Genomic DNA, 25,912 nt, shown 5'->3' on the forward strand with positions numbered 1-25,912 from the left:
ACGCTGCCGGAGCCGGCGGCGAAATCGGTCCAGTCGGCGGGAATGAGTCCGCGTGATTGGTCGGGGAGTGTCAGCAGAAGGTGCAATCGGCCGGCCCGTTGCCGTCGGCTGATGACCTGGAGGCGCCGGCCCTCGAACGGGTGGCCGGATCGTGTGATGACAACAGATTCAGGAACGTGGTGGAGAGGGGTAGTCTGTGGTGGTTTCCTTTGACCGTGTCAACCACGACATCCTGATGAGTCGGGTGGCAGCGCGGGTGAGCGACAAGCGGGTCTTGAAGCTGATTCGCGCCTTCCTGACGGCAGGCGTACTGGAGCACGGACTGGTCGGTGCGACGGACGAGGGGGCGCCGCAAGGCGGTCCGCTTTCGCCGTTGCTCTCCAATCTGCTGCTTGACGACCTCGATCGGGAGTTGGAGCGGCGCGGCCTGCACTTTGTGCGATATGCTGATGACAGTAATGTCTACGTGCGCAGTGAGCGGGCCGGCCAGCGGGTGATGGCAGGCCTCAAGGCCTTCCTTACCGGCAAGCTTAAGCTAAAGGTCAACGAGGCGAAGAGCGCGGTCGCGCGGCCAGAGCAACGGAAATTCCTGGGCTTCACGTTCACTGGGACGAAGCAGACCAAGCGGCGTATCGCGCCGAAGGCTCTGTCTCGATTCAAAGAGCGAGTACGGGAGCTGACCCGACGCACGCGTGGGGTGAGTGCCGAGCAGATGGTCGCGGACTTGCGCCGCTATCTGACTGGCTGGCGCGGCTACTTTGGTTTCTGCGAAACGCCGAGCGTGCTGAAGCGCTTGGATGCCTGGGTGCGACGACGCCTGCGGTGCTTCCTCTGGAAGCAATGGAAGCGGGGTCGAACACGCTTCGCGGAACTCCGGGGGCGCGGCGTTGGGAAGGATCTGGCGGCACAAACGGCCGGCTCCCCCCATGGCCCGTGGCGCGTGAGCGGAAGTCCGGCACTTCACAAGGCCCTCGGCAACCATTACTTCCATTCTCTCGGACTACCATCAGTGGAGAGCTGATCGATCAACCGATCCGAACCGCCGTGTACGGACCCGTACGCACGGTGGTGTGGGAGGAGGCGGGCCGTGAGGCCTGCCCCTATCCCGATTTGGCGGCCACCATCCGTTCCGCTACCTCAGGCCACCACCTGCTTGGCATAGGTTGCCCGCGCCATCTCGCAGACCTCTACTGACACCTGCACCTGCACGTCCTGGCCGGTGCCGGAGCCGGCGCGCACCGCTTCGGCGATCACGTCGCAGACGGCCTGTGCCAGCGCCTGGCGCACGGCGCTGTCGCGGCCGTCCAGGATCGACAGGCGCGCGTGGACAAAGGCGCGCTCGACCGCGTCCACGCCCTGGCGGTAAGTCGACAGCGTGATGCAGCGCGACTTGATGTCCGCCTCCTGGAACTGTCCGGAAGCCAGCAGGGCGGCATTGGCTTCATCCAGCAACTCTTCCTGCGAGCAGTTCAGGCGGGTGTTTTCGGTGAGTTCGATGACGAGGTGAGGCATGGCAGCGTCCTGACTGTGTGTTCCGGTGAAACCGAGCATGATACGGGATCGCCGGCGCGTGGCGGGCCCACCAATGCAAACGGGGCGCCTTTGGGCGCCCCGCCGGGATGTGCTGCTGGTGCGGATCAGGCGTGGACGGGCGTGCGCTCGCGCGCCGGTGCCAGCGCGCTGCCGAAGCGGGCCGGATTTTCCCGTGCAAGCTGTTGCAGCTGGGCCAGCTTGGCCTTCAGGCCGGCATCCAGTTTCGGTGCGGGCATCACCGTGGACGGGCAGGCCACGCCCAGGATGCCGAGCGCCTGCTGGAAGTTCTCCAGGGTCAGCCCGGCAGCCGGGTCAACGGTAACGAGGTGCTCGCGCAAGGCCTCGGGCATCGATTCCGGGGCGGCGCAGGAAATGATCACGTAGTTGACCGGCTTGGCGCCCTGGGCGAAATAGGCTTCGATTTCCGCACCATGGCCGCCTGCGGCCGGTGGGGTCATGGCTTCGACCTGCAGGTCCAGCTGCTGCAGGATTGCCGCGGGCGTGCCGCGGCGCCAGGCGTCGGACACCACCACGCGGGCGCCGGCCACGCCGAACAACCTGCGTACGAACCCCAGCGCGACAGGATCAAAGAACCGGACATCGCGCAGTGTGCCCGAATCCGGAATGCCGCCGAGGCGGGTGCGGGAGCGGTCGGAATACAGGACGCCGGGTACGTCCAGCATGATGAGTCGTTCAGCCATGGTTTCCTGTGCGGGTGCCAGTTCAGTTGGTGTGAACCAAGATTACTCGCCACGGGCAGGCTGACACGTAACCGGCGCGGGTTCAGTTGAAACAGATCTGTAACTTTATCGGGGAAGACGTAAATGCCGGTTACGTCGCTATGACAAATGTTTCGCCCAGACACATATGGCCGTTACAAAGATGACATGCACTAGAAGCGGAAGCGGGCCACATCGTCGGCCAGTGCCGCTGCCTGCTGGTCCAGCCGGGCTGCCTGGCTGGCCAGGTCGTCGACCAGCGCGGCGTTCTGCTGGGCGGTCTGGCGCAGCTGCGATACGGATTGCCCCGCGGCCTGCACGCTGCCGGCCTGCTCGTCGGCCAGTGTGCGCAACGCCTCCGCCAGCGCATGGCTGTGCCCGACGGTAGCCGCGATGCGGTCCATTGCCGCCACCACGCTGGCGCTCAGGCGCGCGCCTTGCTCGATCTCATGCGTTGCCGTGCCGACGATGCCGCCGATCTCGCGCGCCGCATCGGCGCTGCGCTGGGCCAGCGCGCGTACCTCTTGCGCGACCACCGCAAAGCCGCGGCCGGCGGGGCCGGCGCGGGCCGCTTCCACGGCGGCGTTCAGCGCCAGGATATTGGTCTGGAAGGCGATGCCCTGGATCACGCCGACGATCTCGGCGATATGGCGCGAGTGGCCGTGCAGCGTATCCATCGCGCCGCGCATCTGCTGCACCACGGCAGCGCCGGCATCGGTGGCGGCGCGCGCCTGGCTGGCCATCTGGCTCGATTCGGTGGCCTGGGCGTGCGCGTCGGCCACGCGTGCGGCCAGTGCCTGCATGCTGCCGGTGGCGGCATCGAGCGCGCCGGCCTGTCGCTGGGTGCGCGCCGACAAGGCCTGGTTGTCGTCGGCGATCTGCTGGCCGGCCGCGGTGATCTCCTGTGCGCTGGCCTGGATGCGCGCCAGCACGCCGGCAAGCTGGTCGCGCATGCCGGCTACGTGATGCAGCATGCTGCTGTCGTCCGACGGGCGCAGGGCGATGGTGGCGGTCAGGTCGCCGGCGGCTATGCGGCGGGCGATCTCGGCGGCGTCGCGCGGCTCGCCGCCAAGTTCGGCACGCAGGCTGCGCGCCGCGATCCACGCCAGCGCGGCGGCCGCCAGCAGGCTGGCGCCGAGCAGGGCGACCATCCAGGCCTGCGCGCGCAGCTGGCTGGCCGCCACGCTGGCCACCGTGGCGGCAGCCTTTTGTTCCTGCTGCTGGCGCACGGCTTCCACCTGCCGGCTGAGGGTCTGCAGCTGTTCGGTGACGAAGTGGCCGTCGACCGAGACTGCGCTGTCGAATTGCAGCGAGTCCAGCGGCTGCTTGCGCAGCAGCGCCACGTAGGCCTGCACCAGCTCGCCGGCGCGCTGGCGTTCGCGCAGCAGCGGCGCGGCCTGTGCCGCGGCGGCCTGGCGAACGCCGGCCAGCGCAGCATCGAGCTGCGACAGGCCGCGCGCGACGTCGGCGGCGGCATCGTCGCGCTCGGTGCTGCTGGTGGCCATGGTCAGCGCCAGCTGGGCACGGCCAAGGGTGGCCAGTGCTGACTGCGCACGCTCGGCCGAGATGGCGCCGTGCATGTCGTGCTGGTACAGGGTGTCGGTGCGCGCCTTGATCGAGACCAGGTTGGCGATGCCGGTCAACCCGACGGCGGCGCCGAACAGGTACACCAGGGCGAAGGCGGCGCACAGGCGCGCCACCAGCGGCAGGCGGCCCAGTCGTGCGGAAAGCCGCGCGAACAGCCGCGCGGGGGCAGCTGCCCGGCTGCGGCCGGGCAGGCGTGTCTTGATGACTTGCAACACGGAGAAGACTCCAAACGGGCGCGCTGGATCCAGAAGGAGGCACAGGGCCCGGGCTTGACCCGAATTGCCGCGCGCGCTGTCCTCTGTCCGGGGCAGTCGCAAGCGGCGCACGGATGGTCGGTCATCAACGTGACGCCGGCGTGACATGGAATGAGATTCCTTGTCATCACGCTGTCATCTCCATGTCATGCAATGTCGTTCGCCCATCTTGCTCCACCCCCGGATTTCCCTCCATGACAGGCCTGCCTGCCGCCACGCCTTCGCACGACCGCGCACCTGTCGCAGCTTCTGGCGCCCCCGTCGCAGCAGCACTGGCGCATGCGCGGCTGCCGCCGCTGCACGCCGTATTCCAGCCGATCGTGCAGGCCGACAACGCCGAGATTCTCGGCTACGAGGCGCTGATCCGGGGCCCGGCGGGCTCGCCCTGGGCGAACCCCGACGCGTTGTTCCGGCTGGCGCAGGGCGTTGCCGCGACCATGGCGCTGGAGGTCCACGCGGCGCGCACCGCGCTGGCCGCCTGGCGCAGCCTGGACCTGCCCGGCAAGCTCTTCCTCAATTTCAGCCCCATGACATTGCGGCACCTGCTGGCCGAGCGCGGGCGGCTGATGGCGGCGCTGCTGGAAGCGGGCATTGCGCCGTCGCGCCTGGTGATCGAGGTCACCGAACAGACCCCGATCGGCGATGCGGCCAGCTTTGCCCAGGCGATGGCGGTGCTGCGCGAGCTCGGCATGCAGTACGCGCTGGATGATTTCGGCACCGGGCATGCCAACCTCGATCTGCTGGCGCACCTGTCGCCGCAGTTCGTCAAGATCGACAAATCGCTGGTGCGGGGCATTGCTTCCTGTTCGCGCCGGCTGGAGATCCTGCGCGCGCTGCTGCGCATGATGGGGGCCTTTGGCGGCCGCGTGATCGCCGAAGGCATCGAAGACGAAGACGAGCTCGCCGTGATCCGCGACCTGGGCGTGACCGGCGCCCAGGGCTATTACGTGGGCCGGCCCGTGGCGCGGCCGGCCGCGCAGGCGCCGCTGCACGTGCGCCAGGCGCTGGCATCGCGGCATATCGCGGTGTTTCCCCAGATGGTGCGCTCAGGCTGGTCGGGCATCACCGCCGGGCGCCTGCTGCGGCCCGCGCCGACCGTTTCGCCTGCCACCAGCAATGATGCGGTGCTGCGCGTGTTCCAGGACCAGCCCGACCTGCAGGCCGTGGCCGTCGTCAATGACGAAGGCCGGCCGCTGGCTATCATCAGCCGCCAGGCCTTTATCGACCGCTACGCGGCGCCGTTCCATCGCGAGCTGTATGGCAAGAAGGCCTGCATCGCCATGGCCAACCGCGAGCCGGCCTGCTTTGACCATCGCACCAGCCTGGAGGAGATGGCGCAGATCCTGTCCGGCGAGAACACGCGCTCGCTTGCCGATGGTTTCGTGATCACCGAGCAGGGCCGTTATATCGGCCTGGGCACCGGTGCTGACCTGATCCGGGCCATCACCGAAGTGCGCATGGAGGCGGCGCGCTATGCCAATCCGCTGACCTTCCTGCCCGGCAATATTCCGCTGAACCAGCATATCGAGCGCCTGATCGAAGCCGCCAGCGAGTTCCGCGCCTGCTATGTCGACCTGAACCACTTCAAGCCCTTCAACGACAAGTATGGCTACTGGAAGGGCGATGAGATGCTCAAGGGCGCGGCCGCCATCCTGGCCGAGGCCTGTGATCCCGCACGCGATTTTCTCGGCCATGTGGGCGGCGACGATTTCCTGGTGCTGTACCAGAGCAGCGACTGGGCCGCGCGCTTGCAAGCTGCGATCCGGCGCTTCAACGACGCGGCGCGCGCCATGTATTCGCCCGCCGATCGCAGCGCCGGCGGCATGCATGGCGAAGACCGGCACGGGCGGCCGGTATTCTTTGCGCCAGTGTCGATGGCGGTTGGGGTGGTGTGCGTGAGCGGCGAGGGCGTGGCGGGCCTGCAGCGGCTGGGCAGCCAGCATATCGGCGCCGCCGCGGCGGCGGCCAAGCGCGAGGCCAAGCGCTCGGCAACCGGCATGGCCGTGCTGGATTTCCTGTCGCTGGCCGCGACGCTGTCGGTCTAGCGGTCCGGCTGCCTGCGTCTGGTGTCCCGGCGGTCCGCTGCGGGCAGCCTGGGCGCGTCGCCCCCTTCCAGTACGTCGAGCCGGTAGCCGTGCGCGTATACGACGGCGATGGCGACGCCGTTGGCGATGCCGATGCGCAGGGTCTTGCGCAGGCGCGAGACCAGTCCCGCCAGTGCCCGCGACAGCGGCGGCAGTTCATGCCGCCACACCGCCTGCTGGATGCGGTCGCTGGACAGGACCCGGCCGACATTCGAAAACAACAGCATGGCCAGGTCGAATTCCTTCGGCGTCATTTCGATGCGCTCCCCGCCCAGCGTGGCAAAGCGGCCCACGCTGTTGAGCTGGTAGGGGCCGATGCGCACCACCAGGCCCTGGCGCAGGCGCTCGCCGGTCACCCGGCGGCGCAGCGCCGTGATGCGTGCCATCAGCACGCGCGCATTGAGCGGGCGGCACACGTAGTCATCAGCGCCGGCATCGAGCGCATCGACGAGGCCATCTTCACTGCTGTCGGACGCAAGCATGATGATGGGCACATCGCGTGAGCGCGCACAGCGTACGGCACGGATAACGTCGATGGCTGGCAGGTCCGGCAACTCGTCATCGATCAGCAGCAGGTCGAATGGTACCTGGCTGACACCGTGGATCAGGTCGCGGCCTGTTTCAAACACGTTGCAACGATAACCGGAACGTGCCAGCAGTTCCGGCACCGGCCGGAGTTGAGGCGACTTGCCCATGAGCAGCGCAATATTCATCGTTGGCGAAATACGAGAGCCGTGGCAGGGACGGCCGGACTGCGGCAGGGCAGGAGCCGGACCACGATGGAACGAAGGCAGGCACCAGGCGCGCACGCAAGCAGCACTACCGTTCGCAAGCAACAAGCGTACAAAAAGTGCGGTCAACAGGACAATCAGACATTGCTGAAATTTCTGTTGATTTTTTTTTGATCGCGCTCGCGTTGCTGGCGTGACGGAGCGCATGTCGGCGGGGCCGATGGCGATATGGAAAGTTGTCCACAGTTCCTGTGGACAAGCCAGGGGGCAGTGGCCGGACGACGGCCTGGCACCGTGATGCTGTCGGCGTGCCAAAAAAGAAGGCAGCCGCGTTGAAGTCTTGGGCGCCGTGCTGTCAACATCCGGGCGGGGTGTGCCAAAATAGCGCGCATCCCGTTCCGTCCGGGGACTCAAGCCCACCGATGCTGCAGAGCCCGAGTGTCATCGCCATCATCGTCTTGTGCTTTCACGTCGTCGGCGTGGTGGCCGCCCTGCATGCCGTCATGACGGTGCGCACCGCGCCCGGTGCGATCGCGTGGGCGGGGTCGCTGCTGATGATGCCCTACTTCACGCTGGTGCCTTACCTGATCTTCGGGCGCAGCACCTTCGCCGGCTACGTCGATGCACGGCGCTTCAATGACGACCACCTGCGCGAACTGCGCCACGGCATGACCCCGCGCGAACGCGAGGCGCGCAGCGCTTGCGTGGTCCATGCGCCGGCGCAGGCCTGCATGCGTGCGCTGCCCCGGCTGACCGGCATGCCGTGCCTGGCCAACAATGACGTGCGCTTGCTGGTCAACGGCGAGCAGACCTTCGAGGCGATCTTTGCCGCGATCGCGCGGGCCAGCCAGGTGCTGATCGTGCAGTTCTTCATCGTGCATGACGACGCGCTGGGCCAGCGCCTGCAGGCGCTGCTGTGTGAACGCGCGCGGGCCGGCGTCAAGGTGTACTTCCTGTTCGATCGCATCGGCTGCCACGCGCTGCCGCGCCGCTACGTGCGCACGCTGATCGAGGCCGGCGTCGATGCGCGGGCGTTTTCCACGCACCGCGGCTTTGTCAACCGGTTCCAGCTCAATTTTCGCAACCATCGCAAGCTGGTGGTCGTCGATGGCAGCGAGGCCTTTGTCGGTGGCCACAACGTCGGCGTCGAATACCTGGGCGATCGTCCGCCGCTGGCGCCGTGGCGCGACACCCATATCGCGCTGCGCGGCAGCGCCGTGCTGGACCTGCAGATGGCCTTTGCCGAAGACTGGTTCTGGGCCGCGCGCGAGGTGCCGCACCTGCTGATGCCGTCGCCGCCAGAGGTGGGCGGGCGCATGACCTGCCAGGTGGTGCCGTCAGGCCCTGCCGACGCGCAAGAGACCTGTTCGCTGTTCTTTGTCGAGGCTATCCAGTCGGCGCGCCACCGGCTGTGGATCACCTCGCCGTATTTCGTGCCGGACGAGGCGGTGTTTGCGGTGCTGCGGCTGGCCGTGCTGCGCGGCGTGGATGTGCGCATCCTGATTCCGGCGCGGCCCGATCACCTGGTGGTCTATGCCGCCTCCACCATCTATGCGTACCAGGCCGTGTCGGCCGGCATCAAGCTGTATCGCTACCAGCCAGGCTTCCTGCACCAGAAGGTCATCCTGATCGACGACGAAGCCGCGGCCGTCGGCACGGCCAACCTGGACAACCGCTCGTTCCGGCTCAACTTCGAGCTGATGGTGATGACCGCCGACAAGGGCTTTGCCGCGAGCGTGGCCACCATGCTCGAAGCCGACTTCGCCCAGGCCCGGCGCATCGGCGTGGATGAGTTCCTCGACGCGCCGGCGCCGCTGCGCGTGGCGATGCACGTCGCCAAGCTGTTTGCGCCAATCCTCTGAAGCCGCATTCCGCTCCGCTGGTCCCTGCAATCCTCAATGCAACAGACTGGTTGCGGTTTGATTGTGTACACTGTTCACTATAAGCGTTTGGACATCATGAACTATTATTCATCTTCAAGAGGGTCCGCATGACCCGGGCTGTCTCCGCGCCACCGGCGCGCGCCACCTACCGCCACGGCGACCTGCGCCGCGCGCTGCTGGACGCCGGCATCGACCTGGCGCGCGAGGGTGGCCCCGACGCCATCGTGCTGCGCGAGGCCACGCGCCGTGCCGGCGTGGTGCCCAATGCCGCGTACCGGCATTTTGCCAGCCGGCAGGACCTGCTGCAGGCGGTGCGGGCTTCGGCCTTGTCGTCGCTTGCCATTGCCATGGAAGGTGAAATCGGTGGGCTGCGCCCGGGCCGCGGTGCCGCTGCGCATGCGCGTGCCTGCCTGCGTGCGGTCGGCACCGGCTACCTGCGCTTTGCGCTGGCCGAGACCGGACTGTTCCGCACCGCGTTTTCGGTGCCGGATGAAGTGGATGACGATGCCGACCCGGCCAAGGCGGGCAACAGCGGGCTCAATCCGTTCCAGCTGCTGGGCGCGGCGCTCGACAAGCTGGTGGAAGCCGGTGTGCTGCCGCCAGAGCGCCGGCCGGGTGCTGAGTACCTCGCGTGGTCGGCCGTGCATGGCCTGGCCATCCTGCTGATCGACGGCCCGCTGCGCAGCCGCGCCAGGGAGCAGGCAGAGATCCTCGGGCAGCGCTTGCTCGACATGGTCGAGAAGGGCCTGTAGCACCTGGAGCAGGACCGCGGCAAAAAAATGCCACGATGGCGGGGACCATCGTGGCAGTGTAAGGAACCAGGAAGGGGGTCAACCTGGCTCAGTCGGGGCACCCGCGGGCCGGGTGCATGAGGACTGTATTCTGTTGTTTCTCATCTGAATATCGGACATTTCTTAAATATGGCGTTGAATTGTCCCGATATGTGCACGCGATTGCTGCGCGTGATCAGGGCGCGGCCGTATTTCGAGGAATTGCGCGGCATTCAGAGCGGTCTAACCTGGTGTCAGGCAGCCGAACGCCGGCGTCACGGTGAGGAGCGGATCATGCGATATGGATTGGGAGCGGCCCTCTGCACGGCAGTGCTGGCTGGCTGCGTCGCCTATCCCTATGCAGGCGACTCTTACTATCCGGCTTATCCGGCTTATCCGGTTTCCTCAGCCTACTACTACGGTAGCTACCCGGTTGCGCCGGCATACTACCCGTACTATGGTCCCTGGCCCGGCTACGGTGGTTTCTACGGCAGCTTTACCTATATCCATGGCGGCGGCGGTTACGGCGGGCATCACTGGCACGGCGGTGGTGGCCATGGGCAAGGCGGCTGGCATAGGGGTGGACGCGGCCGATGAGCCTGCGTCGCCGTGATGGCAATGCGGCCTGCGCGGGACTACCATCCGCTCATGGATGACAACGGAGCCCCATCATCATGACCAAGTCCGCAACACAGAAGCGCGAGCCGCCAGCCTCCAGTGAACAACAGCGCAAGGATGAACTGATCGAGCGCGAACTGGACGAAGCGCTGAAAGAGACGTTTCCGGCGAGCGACCCCGTGGCTGTCGATACCCATGCGCCGCGCAAACCCGTGCCGGAACCGAAACCGGCGAAGTAGGCGGGCAGGCTATGCCGAGGGGCGCGCAACGCGCCCGCGCAATCCGGCGTGCTATGGCAACTGGCGCAGCTGCCCGATCACCGACATCAGCCGTCCGTGCGCCACGATGACGCCGGATTCGTCCTGCAGGGCTTCCTGGTAACGCTTGCGGAAGGCCGGGTCAGAACCGTCGCTGAACAGTCTTTCCGCGGCGCGCCCGACTGCACGGCAGGTTTCGTCGTGGTGTTCCTGGGCTTCCAGCTCTTCGTCGATCTCGATGATCAGGCGCGACAGCGGGTCGAGCCAGCGGAAGTAGTTGTCTTCAGTCACCAGTTGCACAAACAGGCCTGCCGGAATCGGGCCGTTCAGGCGCTCATACTGGGTCCTGTCGTAGCCGATGACTTCCTTGTGAACCTGCAGCAAGGCAGCCCGCAGGGCTTTCAGCCCCGAGCGCCGGGTTTCCTGCGTGGCGAGGAATTGTTCGTTGGGCATCCCCATCTCCGCGTTTCTACTTGTTCGGGGCCAGGCAGGTGGTTCGCAATGGCGTCCCATGGGCGCCGCTGCACATCGTGCCAGTGGCGATTGCCTGCCGGATTCTCCAGGCGCGGCCGGCCAGTTATGCCTGGCACTGTGCGGCGCGCTGCCAGTATAGGCACCCCCCGCAGCCCGAGCCAGCGCTGCCGGCTAGCGAAATACCCGTATTTGCGCCGCCTGCGCGGCATGATTGGCGCGAGCTGCAAGCCGCCCTCAGTTGCCTTCGGCGGTTTGCGGCGCTTGCGCCAGCAGGTCGGCCGCACGCGAGCGCCGCGCGTCCGCGGCGCGGAAGTAACGCACCACCGTCGACACGCTCGCGTGGCCGGTCATGGCCATGGTCTCGGCCAGCGGCACCTGTTGCGCAGCAGCCTCCGTGACAAAGCCCGAGCGCAGTGAATGCGCCGAGTAGTCGCCGTCCAGTCCTGCCAGTGCGCAGCGCGCCTTGACGATGCGGCTGACCGCCGCATCGGACAACCCTTCTCCCACATGCCCGCCGCGGCGGATGCGGCGAAACAGCGGTCCGCTGCTGATGCCGGTGGCCGCAAGCCATGCCTCCAGCGCCTGGCCGGCGGCACCAGTGACGGGCTTGACGGTATCGGCGCGCTCGCTGCCTGACTGGTTGGTCTTGGACCAGCCCAGTGCATAGACGAAGTCACCGGGGCCCAGCCGGGTGAGGTGGTCGAGGGTAGCGCGCGCGACTTCAGAGCGGCGGCGCCCGCCGCTGGCCCAGGCAAACAGCAGCAGCGCGCGGTCGCGCAGGCCGCGCAGCGAGTCATCGCAGGTATCGAGCAGGCGCAGCAGCGGATCGCGGGTCAGCGCCGCCTTGCGCGCCTGCCGCTGTCCGCGCCGCGCATAGGCGCGCCGGATGCCGGCCATCAGTTCGCGCACCGCAGCTTCGGCACAGGGGTTGGGCAAGGCCTGCAGGCGGTGGGCCTTGGCCAGTACCGCCAGCCGGTGCGTCAGCGTGGACAGCGCGGGCGGGCCGGGTCGGGCCTTGTATCCGTCAGCGACCAGCGCCTGGTCGATGGCCGCAGGCATCTCGCAGACGGGACCTTGCGGCGTCTGGCGCGTGGCATGGTCGACGATGAACTGGATGACGACGGCAGGCGCGAGCGGGAGCCGCACAGGTTGCCGGTAGCGCAGGGCATACCAGGCAGACCAGTAGCGCAATGCGGACCGGTAACTCGCCACCGTGTTTTGGGATTCGCCTTCGCGGCGCAAGGCATTGGCCGCTTGCTCCGCAAGCGGGTCCAGTTCGGACGGGCGAAGCGGCGCCGGTAGTTCGACATCGGATGTAATCGGTGGAAAGTAGGCCTCGTGGGCTTCTCGGATTTTTATCATATTAAATATGATGTATGCTGTAATATAGCATACATAAACGGCAAATAACACCCGATAAGTGTCCATTATCGAACCTTATTTGTCTTCCTCACAGACTTTTGCCAAATCCCATCATGGAAACCCTCCGCAGCCGTGGCATTACCCGAGACGACGTCTGGCAGGCCGCCGACAGCCTGCTCAAGACCGGCCAGCGGCCCACCATCGAACGCATCCGCCTGCACCTGGGGCGGGGCTCGCCCAATACGGTCAGCCCGCACCTGGATGCCTGGTTTGCGGCGCTGGGTGGACGTATCCAGGATCCTCAGGGATTTGCGCCCGCACCCGGATGCCCTGAGCCGGTCACGGAGGCAGCGCGCTACCTGTGGGAGGCGGCTCTGCAGGTAGCCAAGGCTTCGGCCGAGGCCGCGCTGGTGCAGCGTGAGGCGGCACTGGCCGAGGCCCGGGCGGCACTGGAGCAGGAGCGGGAAGCGCTGGCGCAAGAACGCCAGGTCATGCAGGCCCGCCTGGATGGTGCCGAGACGGCCATGGCGGAACTGACACGGGCCCGCGACGACGCCACTGCGCGTGCTGCGCGCGCTGAAGCTGCGGCCTCCACCCTGCAGCAACAGGCGCAGACGATGCGCGCAGAGTCGGCCGCGGCGCTGTTGGCACACAACGCGATGCAGCAGGATTTCACCGCGCAGCGGGCGGCATGGGACCAGGAGCGGGAAACCGTGACCCAGCGCGCCGCCGCCAATGAGCGACGGATGGCGCTGGAACTGGATGCCGCGCGCATGGCGGCCAAGGAAGCCCAGAAGCTGCTGGAAGCTGAGCGCAAGGTGGCCGTCGAGCGGCTGACGCGTGCCGCCGAGGCCGCGTCGCGCCAGGGCAGCGAGATGACCCGTCTTGGCCAGGCGCTTGCCGTGCTGGAAGAGCGGGTGCGGCAGCGGGAAAGCCTGCTGGCCGAGTATCGCGACCAGGCGGCTGCCGCGACCATTGCCACCGCCGGCCCCGCCAGTCCGGCAGTCCGCCGCACCCGGCCGGCCCGCACTGCGCTGGGCACTGGCAAGGGCAGTCGGAGGCGCACGCGAGGCTTATAGCGCACCTGACCCAGCGGCAACACCGGGGAAGCACGGCGGGTGCTCGGGTGTTTTTTGTCAATTGAGCTATACTGAATGCTCATTTGATGAGGACTGCCATGCCGCTCACGCTCACTCCCGAAGGTCGCTATCCGCTGGCTCATGAACGCCCGGCACCGCCCGAGCTGAGCGTCAACAACTATGTCGGCGTCTATGAGGCCAGCCTGTCGACGCAAGGCGCCATGTCAGTCATCCGCGCGATTCGTGAAGGCGTGCCGGCTTCAGACCTGACCCGCCTGGCCGAATCCATGGGCACGACCAAGGAGCAACTGATCAAGACACTGGACTTGCCGCGCGCCACCGTGGACCGCAAGGCGCGGGCGCACCAGAACCTGTCGAGCGAGCAGAGCGAGCGTGTGCTGGGCATGGCGCGGCTGGTGGGGCAGGTCCAGGCGCTGGTGGAAAGCTCGGGCGATCCGCGCGGTTTCAGCGCGGCACAGTGGGTGGCGCAGTGGCTGGAGCAGCCGTTGCCGGCGCTGGGCGGGCGCCGGCCCGCTGAGCTGATGGATACGCTCGCCGGCCAGCGCATCGTTTCCGACCTGGTGGCCAGGATGCAGAGCGGGGCGTACGCGTGAGGCCAGCGTGGCGGATCGCGACCGACACCCCGGACTACACCGCGGACGATGCCAGCGGCGCCGGCGCCAAGGCCACCGGCGGGCGCTGGAACCGGCAGGGCACGCCCTTGATCTATGCGGCGTCCAGCATCGCGCTGGCTTGCCTGGAAACGCTGGTTCACCTGGGCTCGGGCGGGCTGCCGCTGAACCGCTACCTGGTCCGGATCGACATCCCTGACGAGCTATGGGCGGTGGCGCAGCAACTAAGCGCCGATACAGCCCCCGTTGGCTGGGATGCCATTCCCGCCGGCAAGACCAGTCTTGACGCCGGCGAAGCCTGGACCGCGGCGGGCACCAGCGCCTTGCTGCTGGTGCCTTCCATCGTCATCCCTGAAGAGCAAAACGTGCTGGTCAACCCGGCACACCCCGACGCCGCGCTGCTGGCCTGCGTCAAGCTGCGCCGCTGGCAGTACGACGCGCGCCTGGTCTGAGGCTCAGGCTGCGGCGCCTGCGCGCAGCATGTGCTTCTGGATCTTGCCGAGGTCACCGGTGCGGTACCAGCCGTTCGCGAGCGCGCGCGTGTTGTCTCGCAAGACAGACAACATAGAGCGGTGGATGGTGCACATGGAAATAGCGTTTTGCTATGTCCCTGTGCCGGAACGGGGGTCACCGGATAACGGTCTTCCCTGATACTGTATATTCATACAGTTATTGCCGCGCCCCGTTCCCGTGCCTGCCGTCCCGCCGTCCATTCCAGCCCCGCCTGCCACGCCAGCCGCTCCGGCCTACGTGGTGGCCGTGCGCGCGCTGTGCGAGTTCACCGCCAAGGCGGGCGACCTGGACCTGCGCTTCGTGCCCACGCCATCGGCGCAGGAGGGCATGGCCGGGCATGCCGTAGTGACCAGCCGGCGCGGCGAGGGCTACCAGGCCGAGGTGGCGCTTGCCGCCGATTTCGGCCCCTTGCATGTGCGCGGCCGCGCCGACGGCTACGATCCCGCCGCCAACCGGCTGGAAGAAATCAAGACCGTACGCGGCGATGCCGCCGTGCCGGACAACCACCGCCATCTGCACTGGGCCCAGGCCAGGATCTACGGCTGCCTGCTATGCCGCAAGCTGGGGCTGCCCGGGCTGGAGATCGCGGTGGTCTATTTCGACATCATCAGCCAGCGCGAGCACCCGGTCGCGGAGCACTTCACTGCGCAGGCACTTGAAGCCTTCTTCGTGCAGACCTGCGAGCAGTTCCTGCACTGGGCGCAGGCGGAACTGGCCCACCGGCAGGCACGCGATGGCGCGCTGGCGCAGCTGGCCTTTCCGCACCAGGGCTTCCGCCCGGGCCAGCGCGAACTGGCGCAGGCGGTCTACAACGCCAACCGCGCGGGCCGCCACCTGCTGGCGCAGGCGCCCACCGGCATCGGCAAGTCGGTCGGCACGCTGTTCCCGGTGCTCAAGGCCATGCCGGGGCAGGGCATCGACAAGGTGTACTTCCTGTCGGCCCGATCCACCGGGCGCGGGGTGGCATTGCACGCCGCCAATGCGCTGCGCGGCCACGGCGCGCGGCCGCTGCATGTGCTGGAACTGGTGGCCCGCGACAAGGCCTGCGAACATCCGGAGCTGGCCTGCCATGGCGAGTCCTGCCCGCTGGCGCGCGGCTTCTATGACCGCCTGCCGGCAGCACGCGAAGCGGCGCGCGGCGTGCCGGTGCGCGACCGCGCCGCGGTGCGCACGCTGGCGCTGGCACACGGGATCTGCCCTTACTACCTGTCGCAGGAGCTGGTGCGCTGGAGCGACGTGGTGGTGGCCGATTACAACTACTACTTCGACCGCAGCGCGTTGCTGTATGCCCTGACCGCGGCCAATGGCTGGCGCGCCAGCGTGCTGGTGGACGAGGCCCACAACCTGGTCGAGCGCGGCCGCGCCATGTACACCGCCGAACTCGACCCCCAATCGCTGCGCGAGGTGCGCCGCAGCGCGCCGGCCGTCGTGCGCAAGCCATTGATGCGGCTGGCCCGGCAATGGAGCGCGCTGGCGCGCCATAGTGACGAGGCGTATGAAGTCCTGCCCGAAGCGCCCGCCGCCTTCCGCCGCGCGCTGGACGAATGCTGCGCGGCGGCACTGTCGCATATGACCGAACATCCAGGCGCGCATGATCCGGCGCTGCAGCGCTTCTATTTCGATGCGCTGCATTTTGGCCGCCTCGCCGAGCAGCTCGACGCGCATTCGCTGTTCGATATCCAGCGCGTGCCGCGCACCGGCCGTGGCCACCATGCGCGGCTGTGCCTGCGCAATGTCATCCCGGCCCCGTTCCTGCGCCCGCGCTTTGCCGCCGCGCATTCAGTCACGCTGTTCTCCGCGACCCTCGATCCCGCTGCCTATTACCTCGATACGCTGGGTTTGCCGGCGGATTGCGCGCGGGTGCAAGTGCCATCGCCGTTCCGCGCCGAGCAACTGTCAGTGCGGATCGCCGCGCGCATCTCTACCCGCTATGCGCAGCGCGAACGGTCGCTGCCTGCCATCGTTGCGCTGATGGGAGGCCAGTTCCGCGCGCGGCGCGGCAATTACCTGGCCTTTTTCAGCAGCCACGAGTATCTGCAGCAGGCGGTGGCCCGCTTTGCGCAGGCCCATCCCGACATTCCCCATTGGGTGCAATCGCGCGGCATGGACGAGGCCGCGCAGGCTGCGTTCCTGGACAAGTTCGAGGCAGGCGGCGAGGGCATCGGCTTCGCGGTGCTCGGCGGCGCCTTTGCCGAAGGGGTGGACCTGCCCGGCGAGCGCCTGATCGGCGCCTTCGTTGCCACCCTGGGGCTGCCGCAGTTCAACGCGGTCAACGAGCAGTTCCGCGCACGCATGCAGCAGGCGTTCGGGCAGGGCTATGCCTATGCTTACCTGTATCCCGGGCTGCGCAAGGTGGTGCAGGCGGCGGGCCGGGTTATCCGCACGCAGCAGGACCAGGGCGTGGTCTACCTGATCGACGACCGCTTTGCCGCGGCCGAGGTGCGCGAACTGCTGCCGGCATGGTGGGAAATCGCCACGGCGGCGTAGAAATTGCACAGCGGGCCAGTCTGGGGCATCCTCTTTGCGCGGTGCCTGCCCGGAGCCGCCGCTGGAACGAATCTGGTAGGCATCCGGATGCCATCGGCCAGCCGCCACGAAAGGACCAGATCCATGCCCATGACTCAACAATACGCGGCCACCGAGCCGACCCGCACGGAAGTGGATGCGCTGCCGGGCGCCACCGTGCTGGAATTCGGCGCCCCGTGGTGCGGCTACTGCCAGCGAGCCCAGCCGGCGCTGGCCGAGGCCTTTGCCGTGCATCCGGCGTTGCGCCATCTCAAGATCGAGGACGGCAGCGGGCGCCGGCTTGGCCGGTCGTTTCACATCAAGCTGTGGCCGACGCTGGTGTTCCTGCGCGACGGGCAGGAAGTAGCGCGGCTGGTGCGCCCGACCGAGTCCGACCCGATCCGGGAGGCGATGCGCCGCATTGCTTAGGCCGGCCGCGCGCTGCCTTACTTGGCGAACACCTGGCTCAGGTCGCCAAAGGCCTTGAACTCCAGCGCATTGCCCGACGGGTCCAGGAAGAACATGGTGGCCTGCTCGCCAACCTGGCCCTTGAAGCGCACATGCGGCTCGATCACGAACTGCGTGCCCGCCGCGCGCAGCCGCTCGGCCAGGGCCTCCCATTCGCCCATCGGCAGGATTGCGCCGAAGTGCCGCACCGGCACGTCATCGCCATCGACTGCGCTGGTGGCGCGGTGGCCACACTCCTCGGGCGACAGGTGCGCCACCACCTGGTGGCCATAGAAATTGAAGTCCACCCAGGCCTCGGAACTGCGCCCTTCGGGGCAGCCAAGCAAGTCGCCATAAAAGCGCCTTGCCTCGGCCAGGTCGCGCACGGGGAAAGCCAGGTGGAACAGGGGGATAGAGGAAGTCGCACTCATGCGGGGGCCTTTGTCGGGGGTCGGTATGCGGGCAGGCGTTGACCTGCGCGTTTGATTGTAGCCAGCACAACCCGTAATATGAAGCGAATCATTTTTGCTCTGAGCATCAGACTTTTTGATAGATGATCCGCTACTTCCAGACCTTCCTGGTGGCCGCCGAAACCGGCTCGTTTTCCGCCGCCGCGGCGCGGCTGGCACTGACGCAGTCGGCCGTCAGCACGCAGATCCGGCGGCTGGAAGAGGACCTGGACTGCGTACTCTTCGATCGCACCGGCAAGTCGGTCGCGCTCAGCGAAGCCGGGCGCCGGCTGGTGCCGGAAGCGCGGCGCTTTGTCGAGCTCTATGCCGCGATGAAGGACCGCTCCGGCCCGCATACTGACGCCGCGCCGGTGGAGCTGGGCGCGGTGTCGACGGTCCAGGCCACCTTGCTGGCCGACGCAATGCGGCATTTCCGGGGGCGGTTTCCGGACTCGCACGTCAACGTGGTGCCGGGGATGTCCACGCAGCTGCTGACGCAGGTGGATGCGCGCGAGCTGGACATCGCCGTGCTGATCCGGCCGCGGCTGGGCTTTCCGCCGGACCTCAAGTGGGTGCCGCTGGTGCGCGAGGGCTTTGTCGCCATTGGTCCCGCCGGTGCGCCTGCAGACTTGCGCGCGCTGCTGGAGGCGCTTCCGTTCATCCGCTACAACCGCCACAGCACCGGCGGGCAACTGGTGGACGGCTACCTGAAGCGGCAGCGGCTATGGGTCAGGGAAGGGATGGAGCTGGATGAGCCGGCCGTGATCCTGCAGATGGTGGCAGCTGGCCTGGGTTGCGCCATCATCCCGTCTGAACTGGTGCCATTGCAGCAGTCCGCGGGGGTAGTGCAGGCGCCATTGCCCGGCGGGCCGCTCTATCGCGACGTAGGCGTGCTGGTGCGCGAAGCGGCACTGCGCCGCGAGCCGGTGGCGGCGCTGATCGATGCCTTTGTGGCCGCCAGCGCGCGCTGGCAGCCTGTCGTGCCGTAACGCCAGACTGCTCAGCGGCTGCCGGGCAGGACCAATGTGACCAGCACCGAGGCATCGGAGATGGCGGTCACGTCGTAGCGCACGCTCGGCGCAAGGTAGAGCAGGTCGCCCTGGTGCAGCTGGCGCTCGGCGCCGTCTACCCGCACGCGCACCTCGCCCTCCAGGCATTGCACGGTCATCGGGCCATCCACCGCATGGGGCGGCATATGCTTGCCCGCCTTCAGCACCAGCCGCATCACTTCCAGCGGGCCTTCCTTGAACAGAGCCTGGGTGGCGGTCTGGTCCAGCCGTGTGCCCAGTGGCAGCACGCTGGCGATCTGTCCGGATGCAAGATGGGGAAGGGACATGCGCGGCTCCTCGCTCTTCTGGTGGGGTGGCTTGTCACGGCCGGCGCCTGGCGGCGGCACGCCTTCTCAATCTAGCACCGGAGCGCGCGCGTCAGTAGCACTCAGCGTGACGTAACCGGCGAAGGCGCCGACGCGGCAACGTCCGCTTGTGCGCAAGGGGTGGCATTGGGGGCTTGTGCGGTGCGCTCGGCAGCGGTCCTGGCAGCGGCGCGGCCGCGCTCGATCACAGCCCAGTCAGGACCGGCGGCAGCGGGAAGAGACGCGGCCAGGGCGCCAAGGCCGAGCAGCGTGAACAGGATGGTTTTCATGACGGAGGTCTTCAGGAGGCACGGGAGAAGAGACGGGGCCTTGCGCCCCGTCGACACGCCACGGCGGCTGCCGTGGCGCGAGCAGGCACCGATCAGGCGGCAGCCGGAACGCGCGAACCGCCATGGGCCGGCGGCGCCGACACGCCGCTGCGGTCCATGCCCGCCACTTCGATGGCGGCGGCAGCGCGGTTGGCGCCGTCGGTGAACGGGTCGCGCCGGTCGTTGACGCGGGCGCCATCGGTGAACGGATCGCGCTTGCCATTGACGTGCGCACCTTCGGTGAACGGGTCGCGCTTGCCGTTGTGCAGGTTGTAGCCGTAGCGGTCGGCGGCGACGCCGCGGTCGTTCAGGCCTTGCGCCATGGCAGGGCTGGCCAGTGCGGCGGCACCGAGCGCTGCGATCGAGAGGGTCGTGGCAAGGAGGGCTTTGAGAGCGTTCTTATGCATGTCTGCTGTTTTTGGGTAGGTGGACGGCATGGCCCGCGAGGGGCCGCGCGGGGATGGCGGATCTGCCTCCCGCGCCGTCCGGATTCGCCTTTGGGGCGGTGCCATCGCGTGGGAAGCGTGCAGCACGGGACGAAGTTTAGTCAGGTGGATGCATTCCTGTGATGATTTAAAAGCTGAGAGATCAGTCGTTTTTTTCATCGCCAGTCGCATCGGCGGCAGCCACCTTGCGGCCGGCCTGCCACCCCCCGCCAAGCGCGAGGAACAGGTCGACCTGGCGCGCGGCCACATGGCCTTCGGACGCAGCCAGTGCGGCCTCTGCATCGGCCAGCGTGCGCTCGGCGTCCAGGTGCGCCAGGTACGGGATGCGCCCCGCCTGCCGCAGGCGGCCCTGCAGCCGCGCAGCTTCCGCGGCCTGTTCGCGCGCCGCGCGCAGGGCTTCGTGCCGTTCCAGTTCACGCGTGTAGGCCGACAATGCCGTTTCCGTTTCCTGCAGCGCGCGCAGCACCGCGCCGTCAAAGCGCGCCAGGGCGGCGTCGGCTGCGGCTTCATGCCCGTGGATGCGATGGCGCACGCCGTTGGTCGGCAGCGACCAGCTCAGCAGCGGCCCCACGCTCCAGCGCGCCGTCGGGCCGCTGCCAAGGTGGCTCAGCACGCCGGTCAGCCCGGCGCTGGCACCGATGCGGATCGATGGATACAGGTCCGCCGTGGCCACGCCGATGCGCGCGGTGGCCGCGGCCAGTTCGCGTTCCGCCTCGCGGACATCGGGCCGGCGCCTGAGCAGCGCGGCGCCGTCACCCACGGGCAGCGGGGCACGCAGCGTAGGTTCCGCATGGCAGCCCGCCTCGGCCTCTGTCAGTGCCGCAGGCGGTTTGCCCAGCAGCAGCGCCAGCCGGTGGCGTGCGGCGCTACGCGCGGCTTCCAGCGTTGGCAAGGCAGCGCGCAGCGCTTCGGTGCGGGCGCGCTCGCGCGCTACGTCGGCGGGTTCGCCGCGGCCGGCGGCGACCAGGCGGCCGGTGGCGTCCAGCGTGCGTTGCTGTACCGCGAGCTGCTGCGTGGCGGCGGCCAGGTCATGCGTGGCGGCGCAGCCCTGCACGTAGGCGCGCACGGTCTGCGCCGCCACGGTGACGCGCACCATGTCGAGCGTGGCCTCGCTGGCTTCGGCGCCGGCCAGCGCAGCCTCGTCGGCGCGGGCCAGCTTGCCGAAAAAGTCGATCAGGTAGGACACGCCGAAACCGAAGTCGCCCAGGTTGAAGACCGGTGGCCTGGTGGTCTGCAGGAAGCTCTCGGCCGACAGCTGCGCGCGCGATACGCTGGCGCTGGCGCCGCCCTGGGGCAGGTTCTCGGACTCCACCTCGTGCAGCAGCGCCAGCGCGCGGCGCAGGTTGGCGCTGGCGGCGCGGATGTCCGTGTTGGCGGCCAGCGCCTGTCCGACCAGCCGGTTGAGCCGCTCGTCGTCATAGAGCCGCCACCAGTCGTCGGGCACGGGCGCGATGGCCACGCCGTGCGCTTCGGCGCCCTGCAGCGGGCCGTTGGCCGCGGGCGCGCGCACCGCCGCATGATCGGGCACGCGATAGTCCGGGCCCACAGTCGTGCAGGCGCACAGGCAGGCCGCGGCGCACGCCAGCCAGGGGTGGCGCCGCCTCACGACCGGGACCCCGTGCGGCGGCCGGCGTCATCGTCGCGCCTGGCTTCGCGAACGGCCACGGTCGCGGTGCGGCCGGAGACCAGGCGCACATCCGCGGGCACGTCCTCCAGCACGATGCGCACCGGCACGCGCTGTGCCAGCCGCACCCAGTTGAAGGTCGGGTTGACGTTGGGCAGCAGGTTCGAGCCGGCGCTGCGGTCGCGGTCCTCGATGCCGGCGGCAATGCTCTGCACGTGCCCGCGCAGGTGCCGGGGCTCGCCCATGATATGCACGTCGACCGGGCTGCCGATGCGGATCCGATGCAGCTTGGTTTCCTCGAAATAGCCTTCCACGTGGAAGGAGCCGGCATCGACCATCGACAGCACCGGACGGCCGGTGGAGACATAGTCGCCCAGGCGCGGCAGCCGGTCGTTGAGGTAGCCCGCCACGGGGCTGCGCACGCTGGTGCGCTCCAGGTTCAGCCGGGCCAGCCGCACCGCGGCTTCGGCCTGCGCCAGCGCGGCTTCGCCTTGCTCTACGCGGGCACGCCCCTGTTCGGCGACTTCGGCGGCAACCAGGCCGTCCAGTTCGTGGTTGCGCGCAGCTTCGCGCCGCGCCTGCGCCAGCGCGGCGCGCTGCGTCGCTACCGTGGCCAGCGCCTGCTGCAGGGCCAGCGCGTAGCGGTCGCGGTCGATCTCGAACAGGACTTCGCCTTGCCGCACATGCTGGTTGTCGCGCGCCAGCACGCGCGTGACCAGCCCGGACACATCGGGCGCCACCTGGATGATGTCGGCACGCACATGGCCGTCGCGGGTCCATGGTGCGGCCGTGTAGTAGTCCCACAGGTAGCGCAGCACCAGCAGGGCGGCAATGGCGGCCAGCAGCGTTGGCAGCAAGGGAAGCAGGGGGCGGAGTCGGAAGGTCATGACGGCAGTCCCGGCATCGCGACCAAGACTGCGGCCACGGCGCCAAGGACGATCACATAGAGGGAAAGATTGAACAGCGAGCGGTGCCAGATATGCCGGTAGCAGCCCAGCGCGGCCAGCACCATGCGGATCGCGGTGGTGACGGCGAAGGCCAGCACCATCAGCACCAGCACGCCTGGCACGAAGACGCCATAGAGGTCGATTTCACTGAGCATTCGGTGGCAGCAGAGAATTAGGGAGATCAGCGGGACAGGGCTGCTGCCTGGCCAGGCAGCAGCGTGACCTGCAGCACCACCAGCGCGCCGAGCGTGCCGCGGTGGTCAGCGCGGCCACCTGCGGGCAGCGCGGCCACGCCGGCAATGGCATCTGCCACCCAGCCGGCCAGCCCCGCCGGCGCCGGCACGGCATGGCCCGCGCGCAGCCGTGCGCGGAAATGCCGGGCCACCGCGGCCAGCACGCGGCGCACCGGCTTGCGCGCCGCGGGCGGCAAGGCCGGCAGCGCCTTGTGCAGCGCCAGCGCGCAGTAGCCGACCTGCAGCGCATGGAAGCCGTCGGAGGACAAGGGATCGCCGGCAGCGCCCAGCCGCGGCACCAGTTGGCCAAGCCGGTCCAGCATGCGTGCGCCCAGCCGCGTATCGCCATCAGCCGCGCGCAGCGTGGCGGCCTGGGCCAGGTCCTGCCAGCTGGCGCGCACCAGCCGGTGCGCCGCCGCGCGCGCGCCGAACGGGCGCACCGCCATCGACCACAGCGGCGCGAACAGCATTGCCGCGGCGCTGGCCAGGCAGGTATTGAAGGTGCCGAGGAAATCCGCGTCGAACACGGCCTGCACGTTGGCGAACGAGGCCGTGTTGACCGACAGCAGCATCGCGATCAGCTGGAAGCCGGGCCGCGCAATCAGCAGGCCAATGCCGAGATAGGGCAGCGCCAGCATCGCGGCCAGCGCTTCAAAGGTGTGCGCGTGCGGCACCACCAGGAACAGGTAGCCGGACGACACCAGCAGGCAGATCGTGCTCCAGCGCAGGAAGGCGCCGGCCATGCGGCGCGGCTCGTCGATGGCCGCAAAGAAGCAGCAGGCGATCGATGCCACCGCGACCGCGCCGGCGCCGTCCGCCCAGCCCGAAAATATCCACAGCAGCCCCGCGCAGAAAACGGCCAGGCCGCTGGACACGGCGCCGAACAGCAGCATGCCGTGGTCATGGTGATGGCCGGCAGCCTCCGGGGCCGGGTCGCCGCGTAGCAGCGGCGCGCCGGCGCTGCGCTCGCCAATGCCTTGCTGCAGGGCCCGGCATTCCGCGTACAAGCTGCCCAGGCGCCGCAGCTGGTCCGCCGCCGTAGCAGCGAGGCCGGCTTGCCAGTCAACATCTTCCGCGCGGCCATCGGCGAGCCAGCCGCCCGTGATGACGGGAGGCGGCGTGGCAGTATCGGTCCCCAGCCAGGCGGTCGTCGCAGCCAGGGCCTCGCGCAGTGGCAGCGGCATGCCGTCCGGATGGCGGCGCAGCGCCTGCAGCACGCTTTCCAGCGACGACAGCAGCGGCATCAGCATGGTCATGCGCTGGCGCAGCGCGCGGGCATGGCGCAGCGTCTGGCTGCCCTCGCCGTCATAGGCCAGCTGGCTGGCCAGCTGGTCCAGCGCCAGGATGTCGGCGGCGAGCCGGTGGCGGCTGTCGTCGGCGCGCGGGCTGCCGGTGAGGATGTCCGATGCCCAGGCCGCCGCGTCGGCCAGCCAGCTGGCTGCGCGGGACCGCAGCGCGGGCGCCACCTTGGCCGGGAAGACGACTGAGCCCACCAGCCCGGCGCAGACGATGCCGATCACGATTTCCTCGATCCGGGCCACGGCAATATCGAAGATCTGCGCCGGCGCGCTGACGGCCGGCAGCGCGACGATGGGCAGGGTGTAGGCTGCCAGCAGGTACACATAGCTGCGCGGCGTGCGCTGCAGCAGCGACCGGTACACCAGCGCGGTGATCCACAGCGCGATCGCGCCCATCAGCACGATCGGCATGTTAACCAGTTGCGGCACCGTGGCCACCGCGGCGGTGGCGCCCAGCAACGTGCCGGCCACGCGGTAGGCCGCCTTGGAACGGGTGGCGCCAGTCAGGGGATGGGAAACAAAGTACACCGTCGCCATGGCCCAGTACGGCCGCGGCAGCCCCAGCGCCAGCGCGATATAGAGCGCGAGCATCGCGGCGGCGAATGCCTTCAGCGAGAACAGCCACTGTCGTGCATTCGGCCAGCTAGCCATGGAGCGGGGTCTTTAGGAGGAGTTGAGGGCATACCGCGGCCTGCCGCTCCACGCTTCATTGGCGGCGCAGTTGGGCGGGGGCGATGTGTGGAACCGAAGTGTAGCCAAACCTTTCGCATTCCATTCATGATTTAATATTGGACTCTCCATTCCCTTTGTTCATGGATGGCGCAAGCGGCCTGCAGGCAGCCCGCTCGCCGTCCCTCAGCACCATGCCCATCGATATCCGCGCGCTGCGCTATTTCGTCGAGACTGCCCGGCTGCGCAGCTTTACCCAAGCCGCGACCTCGCTGTTCGTCACCCAGTCGACCATCAGCAAGATGGTCAAGCAGCTGGAGGACGAGGTCGGCCAGCCGCTGCTGATCCGTGAAGGCAAGAGCGTGCGGCTGACCGACGTGGGCCGCGTGGTCTACGAGCGCGGGCAGGAGGCGCTGGGCGTGGTGCACCGGCTGACGCTGGAGGTGTCCGACCTGTCTTCGCTGGGGCGGGGGCAACTGACGGTGGGGATCCCGCCGATGGTCAACCTGTTCTTTTCACCGGCGGTCAGCGCCTTCCGGCAGCGCTATCCCAACCTGTTGCTGACGCTGGACGAACACGGCGGGCAGGTGGTGGAGCAACTGGTGGCCAGTGGCGAGCTGGAAGTCGGCGCCACGGTGCTGCCGGGCGACAGCGGCCTGGCGCTGGAAACGCGCCAGTTCGGGCGCTACCCGATCTGGGCCGTGGGGCCGCGCCAGGCCGCCTGGGCGCGCGGGCGCACGGTCACGCTGGCGGCGCTGCGCAATGAGCCGCTGGTGATGCTGACTGATGATTTCTCGCTGACGCGCAAGCTGCGGCAGGCGTTTCTGGAAGCACGCATCGAGCCGCGCGTGGTGGCGCGCAGCGGGCACTGGGATTTCCTGGCGTCGATGGCGGCGGCGGGGCTGGGCACTACCTTCCTGCCGCAGCCGCTGGCTGAGCGCCTGCAGGGCCAGGGCACGCTGGCCATGGCGCGGCTGGCCGAGCCGGTAATGGACTGGACCATGGCGCATATCTGGTCGCCGGGACGCTACCTGTCGCATGCGGCGCGGGCGTGGCTGGCGGTTTGCGATGAGGTGCTGGGGGGCGGAAAAAGGTCTTGAACCGGCGCGCGTGCG

At 68.4% G+C, this 25,912-nt stretch carries 29 protein-coding genes; 13 read left to right on the plus strand and 16 right to left on the minus strand.

The window, feature by feature from the left end:
* The coding region (locus A3A5_RS45630) for a DUF5372 family protein (protein WP_369797771.1) at positions 1-158 on the minus strand (158 nt) is incomplete at its 3' end.
* 38 nt (positions 159-196) lie between these two features.
* Between A3A5_RS45630 and A3A5_RS0111625 the strand changes: the two genes are divergently transcribed.
* On the plus strand, positions 197-1,021 hold the full coding sequence (locus tag A3A5_RS0111625; RefSeq protein ID WP_018310743.1) for a reverse transcriptase domain-containing protein: 825 nt from the start codon (positions 197-199) through the stop codon (positions 1,019-1,021).
* A gap of 116 nt (positions 1,022-1,137) precedes the next feature.
* On the opposite strand, the gene A3A5_RS0111630 is transcribed toward A3A5_RS0111625, so the two are convergent.
* The 3 genes from A3A5_RS0111630 to A3A5_RS0111640 form a co-directional block, all read right to left on the minus strand.
* Positions 1,138-1,512, minus strand: a complete 375-nt coding sequence (locus A3A5_RS0111630) for a 5-carboxymethyl-2-hydroxymuconate Delta-isomerase (protein WP_018310744.1) — start codon at positions 1,510-1,512, stop codon at positions 1,138-1,140.
* 125 nt (positions 1,513-1,637) lie between these two features.
* Positions 1,638-2,234: an HAD domain-containing protein gene (locus A3A5_RS0111635; RefSeq protein ID WP_026200680.1), complete on the minus strand. Its 597-nt coding sequence runs from the start codon at positions 2,232-2,234 to the stop codon at positions 1,638-1,640.
* A 191-nt stretch (positions 2,235-2,425) separates the two neighbouring features.
* Positions 2,426-4,054, minus strand: a complete 1,629-nt coding sequence (locus tag A3A5_RS0111640; protein ID WP_018310746.1) for a methyl-accepting chemotaxis protein — start codon at positions 4,052-4,054, stop codon at positions 2,426-2,428.
* Positions 4,055-4,287: 233 nt separating this feature from the next.
* Between A3A5_RS0111640 and A3A5_RS0111645 the strand changes: the two genes are divergently transcribed.
* Positions 4,288-6,138, plus strand: coding sequence for a phosphodiesterase (locus A3A5_RS0111645; RefSeq protein WP_018310747.1), 1,851 nt, complete (start codon positions 4,288-4,290; stop codon positions 6,136-6,138).
* On the opposite strand, the gene A3A5_RS0111650 is transcribed toward A3A5_RS0111645, so the two are convergent.
* Positions 6,135-6,890, minus strand: coding sequence for a response regulator transcription factor (locus A3A5_RS0111650; RefSeq protein ID WP_018310748.1), 756 nt, complete (start codon positions 6,888-6,890; stop codon positions 6,135-6,137). The genes A3A5_RS0111645 and A3A5_RS0111650 overlap by 4 nt on opposite strands.
* A gap of 440 nt (positions 6,891-7,330) precedes the next feature.
* On the opposite strand from A3A5_RS0111650, the gene cls reads away from it, so the two are divergent.
* From cls to A3A5_RS0111670, 4 genes are all read left to right on the plus strand, one after another.
* The gene (cls, locus tag A3A5_RS0111655) at positions 7,331-8,770 is read left to right on the plus strand and encodes a cardiolipin synthase (protein WP_018310749.1); all 1,440 of its coding nucleotides are present in this window, start codon (positions 7,331-7,333) and stop codon (positions 8,768-8,770) included.
* Between the two features lie 128 nt (positions 8,771-8,898).
* Positions 8,899-9,543: a TetR/AcrR family transcriptional regulator gene (locus A3A5_RS0111660; protein WP_018310750.1), complete on the plus strand. Its 645-nt coding sequence runs from the start codon at positions 8,899-8,901 to the stop codon at positions 9,541-9,543.
* Between the two features lie 168 nt (positions 9,544-9,711).
* Positions 9,712-10,158: a hypothetical protein gene (locus A3A5_RS41290; RefSeq protein ID WP_232431328.1), complete on the plus strand. Its 447-nt coding sequence runs from the start codon at positions 9,712-9,714 to the stop codon at positions 10,156-10,158.
* Between the two features lie 77 nt (positions 10,159-10,235).
* Positions 10,236-10,418: a hypothetical protein gene (locus tag A3A5_RS0111670; RefSeq protein WP_018310752.1), complete on the plus strand. Its 183-nt coding sequence runs from the start codon at positions 10,236-10,238 to the stop codon at positions 10,416-10,418.
* Positions 10,419-10,469: 51 nt separating this feature from the next.
* Here A3A5_RS0111670 and A3A5_RS0111675 read toward each other — a convergent pair whose 3' ends face one another.
* Complete coding sequence (locus A3A5_RS0111675) at positions 10,470-10,895, minus strand: hypothetical protein (protein WP_026200681.1); 426 nt, start codon at positions 10,893-10,895, stop codon at positions 10,470-10,472.
* Positions 10,896-11,144: 249 nt separating this feature from the next.
* Positions 11,145-12,272 (minus strand): site-specific integrase, encoded by a 1,128-nt coding sequence (locus A3A5_RS0111680; protein WP_026200682.1) that lies wholly within the window; start codon positions 12,270-12,272, stop codon positions 11,145-11,147.
* 113 nt (positions 12,273-12,385) lie between these two features.
* Here A3A5_RS0111680 and A3A5_RS0111685 point away from each other — a divergent pair, with 113 nt between their 5' ends.
* From A3A5_RS0111685 to A3A5_RS0111695, 3 genes are all read left to right on the plus strand, one after another.
* Positions 12,386-13,351 (plus strand): DNA-binding protein, encoded by a 966-nt coding sequence (locus tag A3A5_RS0111685; RefSeq protein WP_018310755.1) that lies wholly within the window; start codon positions 12,386-12,388, stop codon positions 13,349-13,351.
* Between the two features lie 98 nt (positions 13,352-13,449).
* Complete coding sequence (locus A3A5_RS0111690) at positions 13,450-13,965, plus strand: antitoxin Xre-like helix-turn-helix domain-containing protein (RefSeq protein ID WP_018310756.1); 516 nt, start codon at positions 13,450-13,452, stop codon at positions 13,963-13,965.
* Positions 13,962-14,435, plus strand: coding sequence for an RES family NAD+ phosphorylase (locus tag A3A5_RS0111695; RefSeq protein ID WP_018310757.1), 474 nt, complete (start codon positions 13,962-13,964; stop codon positions 14,433-14,435). Before A3A5_RS0111690 ends, A3A5_RS0111695 begins: the two co-directional genes overlap by 4 nt.
* A gap of 3 nt (positions 14,436-14,438) precedes the next feature.
* On the opposite strand, the gene A3A5_RS45390 is transcribed toward A3A5_RS0111695, so the two are convergent.
* Entirely contained in the window at positions 14,439-14,570 is a 132-nt protein-coding gene (locus A3A5_RS45390; RefSeq protein WP_255343514.1) for a hypothetical protein, read from the minus strand.
* Between the two features lie 103 nt (positions 14,571-14,673).
* On the opposite strand from A3A5_RS45390, the gene A3A5_RS0111705 reads away from it, so the two are divergent.
* Both A3A5_RS0111705 and A3A5_RS0111710 read left to right on the plus strand, forming a co-directional pair.
* The gene (locus A3A5_RS0111705) at positions 14,674-16,983 is read left to right on the plus strand and encodes an ATP-dependent DNA helicase (protein WP_051108516.1); all 2,310 of its coding nucleotides are present in this window, start codon (positions 14,674-14,676) and stop codon (positions 16,981-16,983) included.
* A gap of 123 nt (positions 16,984-17,106) precedes the next feature.
* Positions 17,107-17,430 carry a thioredoxin family protein gene (locus A3A5_RS0111710; RefSeq protein ID WP_013952898.1) on the plus strand — a complete coding sequence of 108 codons (324 nt, stop codon included), beginning with the start codon at positions 17,107-17,109 and terminating at the stop codon, positions 17,428-17,430.
* A gap of 17 nt (positions 17,431-17,447) precedes the next feature.
* Here the strand turns inward: A3A5_RS0111710 and A3A5_RS0111715 are convergent, their stop codons facing one another.
* Complete coding sequence (locus A3A5_RS0111715) at positions 17,448-17,879, minus strand: VOC family protein (RefSeq protein WP_026200683.1); 432 nt, start codon at positions 17,877-17,879, stop codon at positions 17,448-17,450.
* A 122-nt stretch (positions 17,880-18,001) separates the two neighbouring features.
* Here A3A5_RS0111715 and A3A5_RS0111720 point away from each other — a divergent pair, with 122 nt between their 5' ends.
* The gene (locus tag A3A5_RS0111720) at positions 18,002-18,886 is read left to right on the plus strand and encodes a LysR family transcriptional regulator (RefSeq protein WP_018310762.1); all 885 of its coding nucleotides are present in this window, start codon (positions 18,002-18,004) and stop codon (positions 18,884-18,886) included.
* 11 nt (positions 18,887-18,897) lie between these two features.
* Here A3A5_RS0111720 and A3A5_RS0111725 read toward each other — a convergent pair whose 3' ends face one another.
* The 7 genes from A3A5_RS0111725 to A3A5_RS0111750 all read right to left on the minus strand — a co-directional run bounded on the left by A3A5_RS0111725 (position 18,898) and on the right by A3A5_RS0111750 (position 24,779).
* Positions 18,898-19,233: a cupin domain-containing protein gene (locus A3A5_RS0111725; protein WP_018310763.1), complete on the minus strand. Its 336-nt coding sequence runs from the start codon at positions 19,231-19,233 to the stop codon at positions 18,898-18,900.
* 101 nt (positions 19,234-19,334) lie between these two features.
* Positions 19,335-19,541 carry a hypothetical protein gene (locus A3A5_RS41295; protein WP_081623878.1) on the minus strand — a complete coding sequence of 69 codons (207 nt, stop codon included), beginning with the start codon at positions 19,539-19,541 and terminating at the stop codon, positions 19,335-19,337.
* A 92-nt stretch (positions 19,542-19,633) separates the two neighbouring features.
* Entirely contained in the window at positions 19,634-19,987 is a 354-nt protein-coding gene (locus tag A3A5_RS0111730; protein WP_018310764.1) for a hypothetical protein, read from the minus strand.
* Positions 19,988-20,168: 181 nt separating this feature from the next.
* Positions 20,169-21,632 carry an efflux transporter outer membrane subunit gene (locus A3A5_RS0111735; protein WP_026200684.1) on the minus strand — a complete coding sequence of 488 codons (1,464 nt, stop codon included), beginning with the start codon at positions 21,630-21,632 and terminating at the stop codon, positions 20,169-20,171.
* Complete coding sequence (locus A3A5_RS0111740) at positions 21,629-22,537, minus strand: HlyD family secretion protein (protein ID WP_018310766.1); 909 nt, start codon at positions 22,535-22,537, stop codon at positions 21,629-21,631. The genes A3A5_RS0111735 and A3A5_RS0111740 overlap by 4 nt, the downstream gene beginning before the upstream one ends.
* Positions 22,534-22,752 carry a DUF1656 domain-containing protein gene (locus A3A5_RS0111745; RefSeq protein WP_018310767.1) on the minus strand — a complete coding sequence of 73 codons (219 nt, stop codon included), beginning with the start codon at positions 22,750-22,752 and terminating at the stop codon, positions 22,534-22,536. Before A3A5_RS0111745 ends, A3A5_RS0111740 begins: the two co-directional genes overlap by 4 nt.
* A gap of 26 nt (positions 22,753-22,778) precedes the next feature.
* Entirely contained in the window at positions 22,779-24,779 is a 2,001-nt protein-coding gene (locus tag A3A5_RS0111750) for an FUSC family protein (RefSeq protein ID WP_018310768.1), read from the minus strand.
* A gap of 212 nt (positions 24,780-24,991) precedes the next feature.
* Here A3A5_RS0111750 and A3A5_RS0111755 point away from each other — a divergent pair, with 212 nt between their 5' ends.
* The gene (locus A3A5_RS0111755) at positions 24,992-25,897 is read left to right on the plus strand and encodes a LysR family transcriptional regulator (protein ID WP_026200685.1); all 906 of its coding nucleotides are present in this window, start codon (positions 24,992-24,994) and stop codon (positions 25,895-25,897) included.
* Positions 25,898-25,912 lie beyond the last annotated feature (15 nt).

This window comes from Cupriavidus sp. UYPR2.512 (assembly GCF_000379565.1).
Classification (GTDB): domain Bacteria; phylum Pseudomonadota; class Gammaproteobacteria; order Burkholderiales; family Burkholderiaceae; genus Cupriavidus.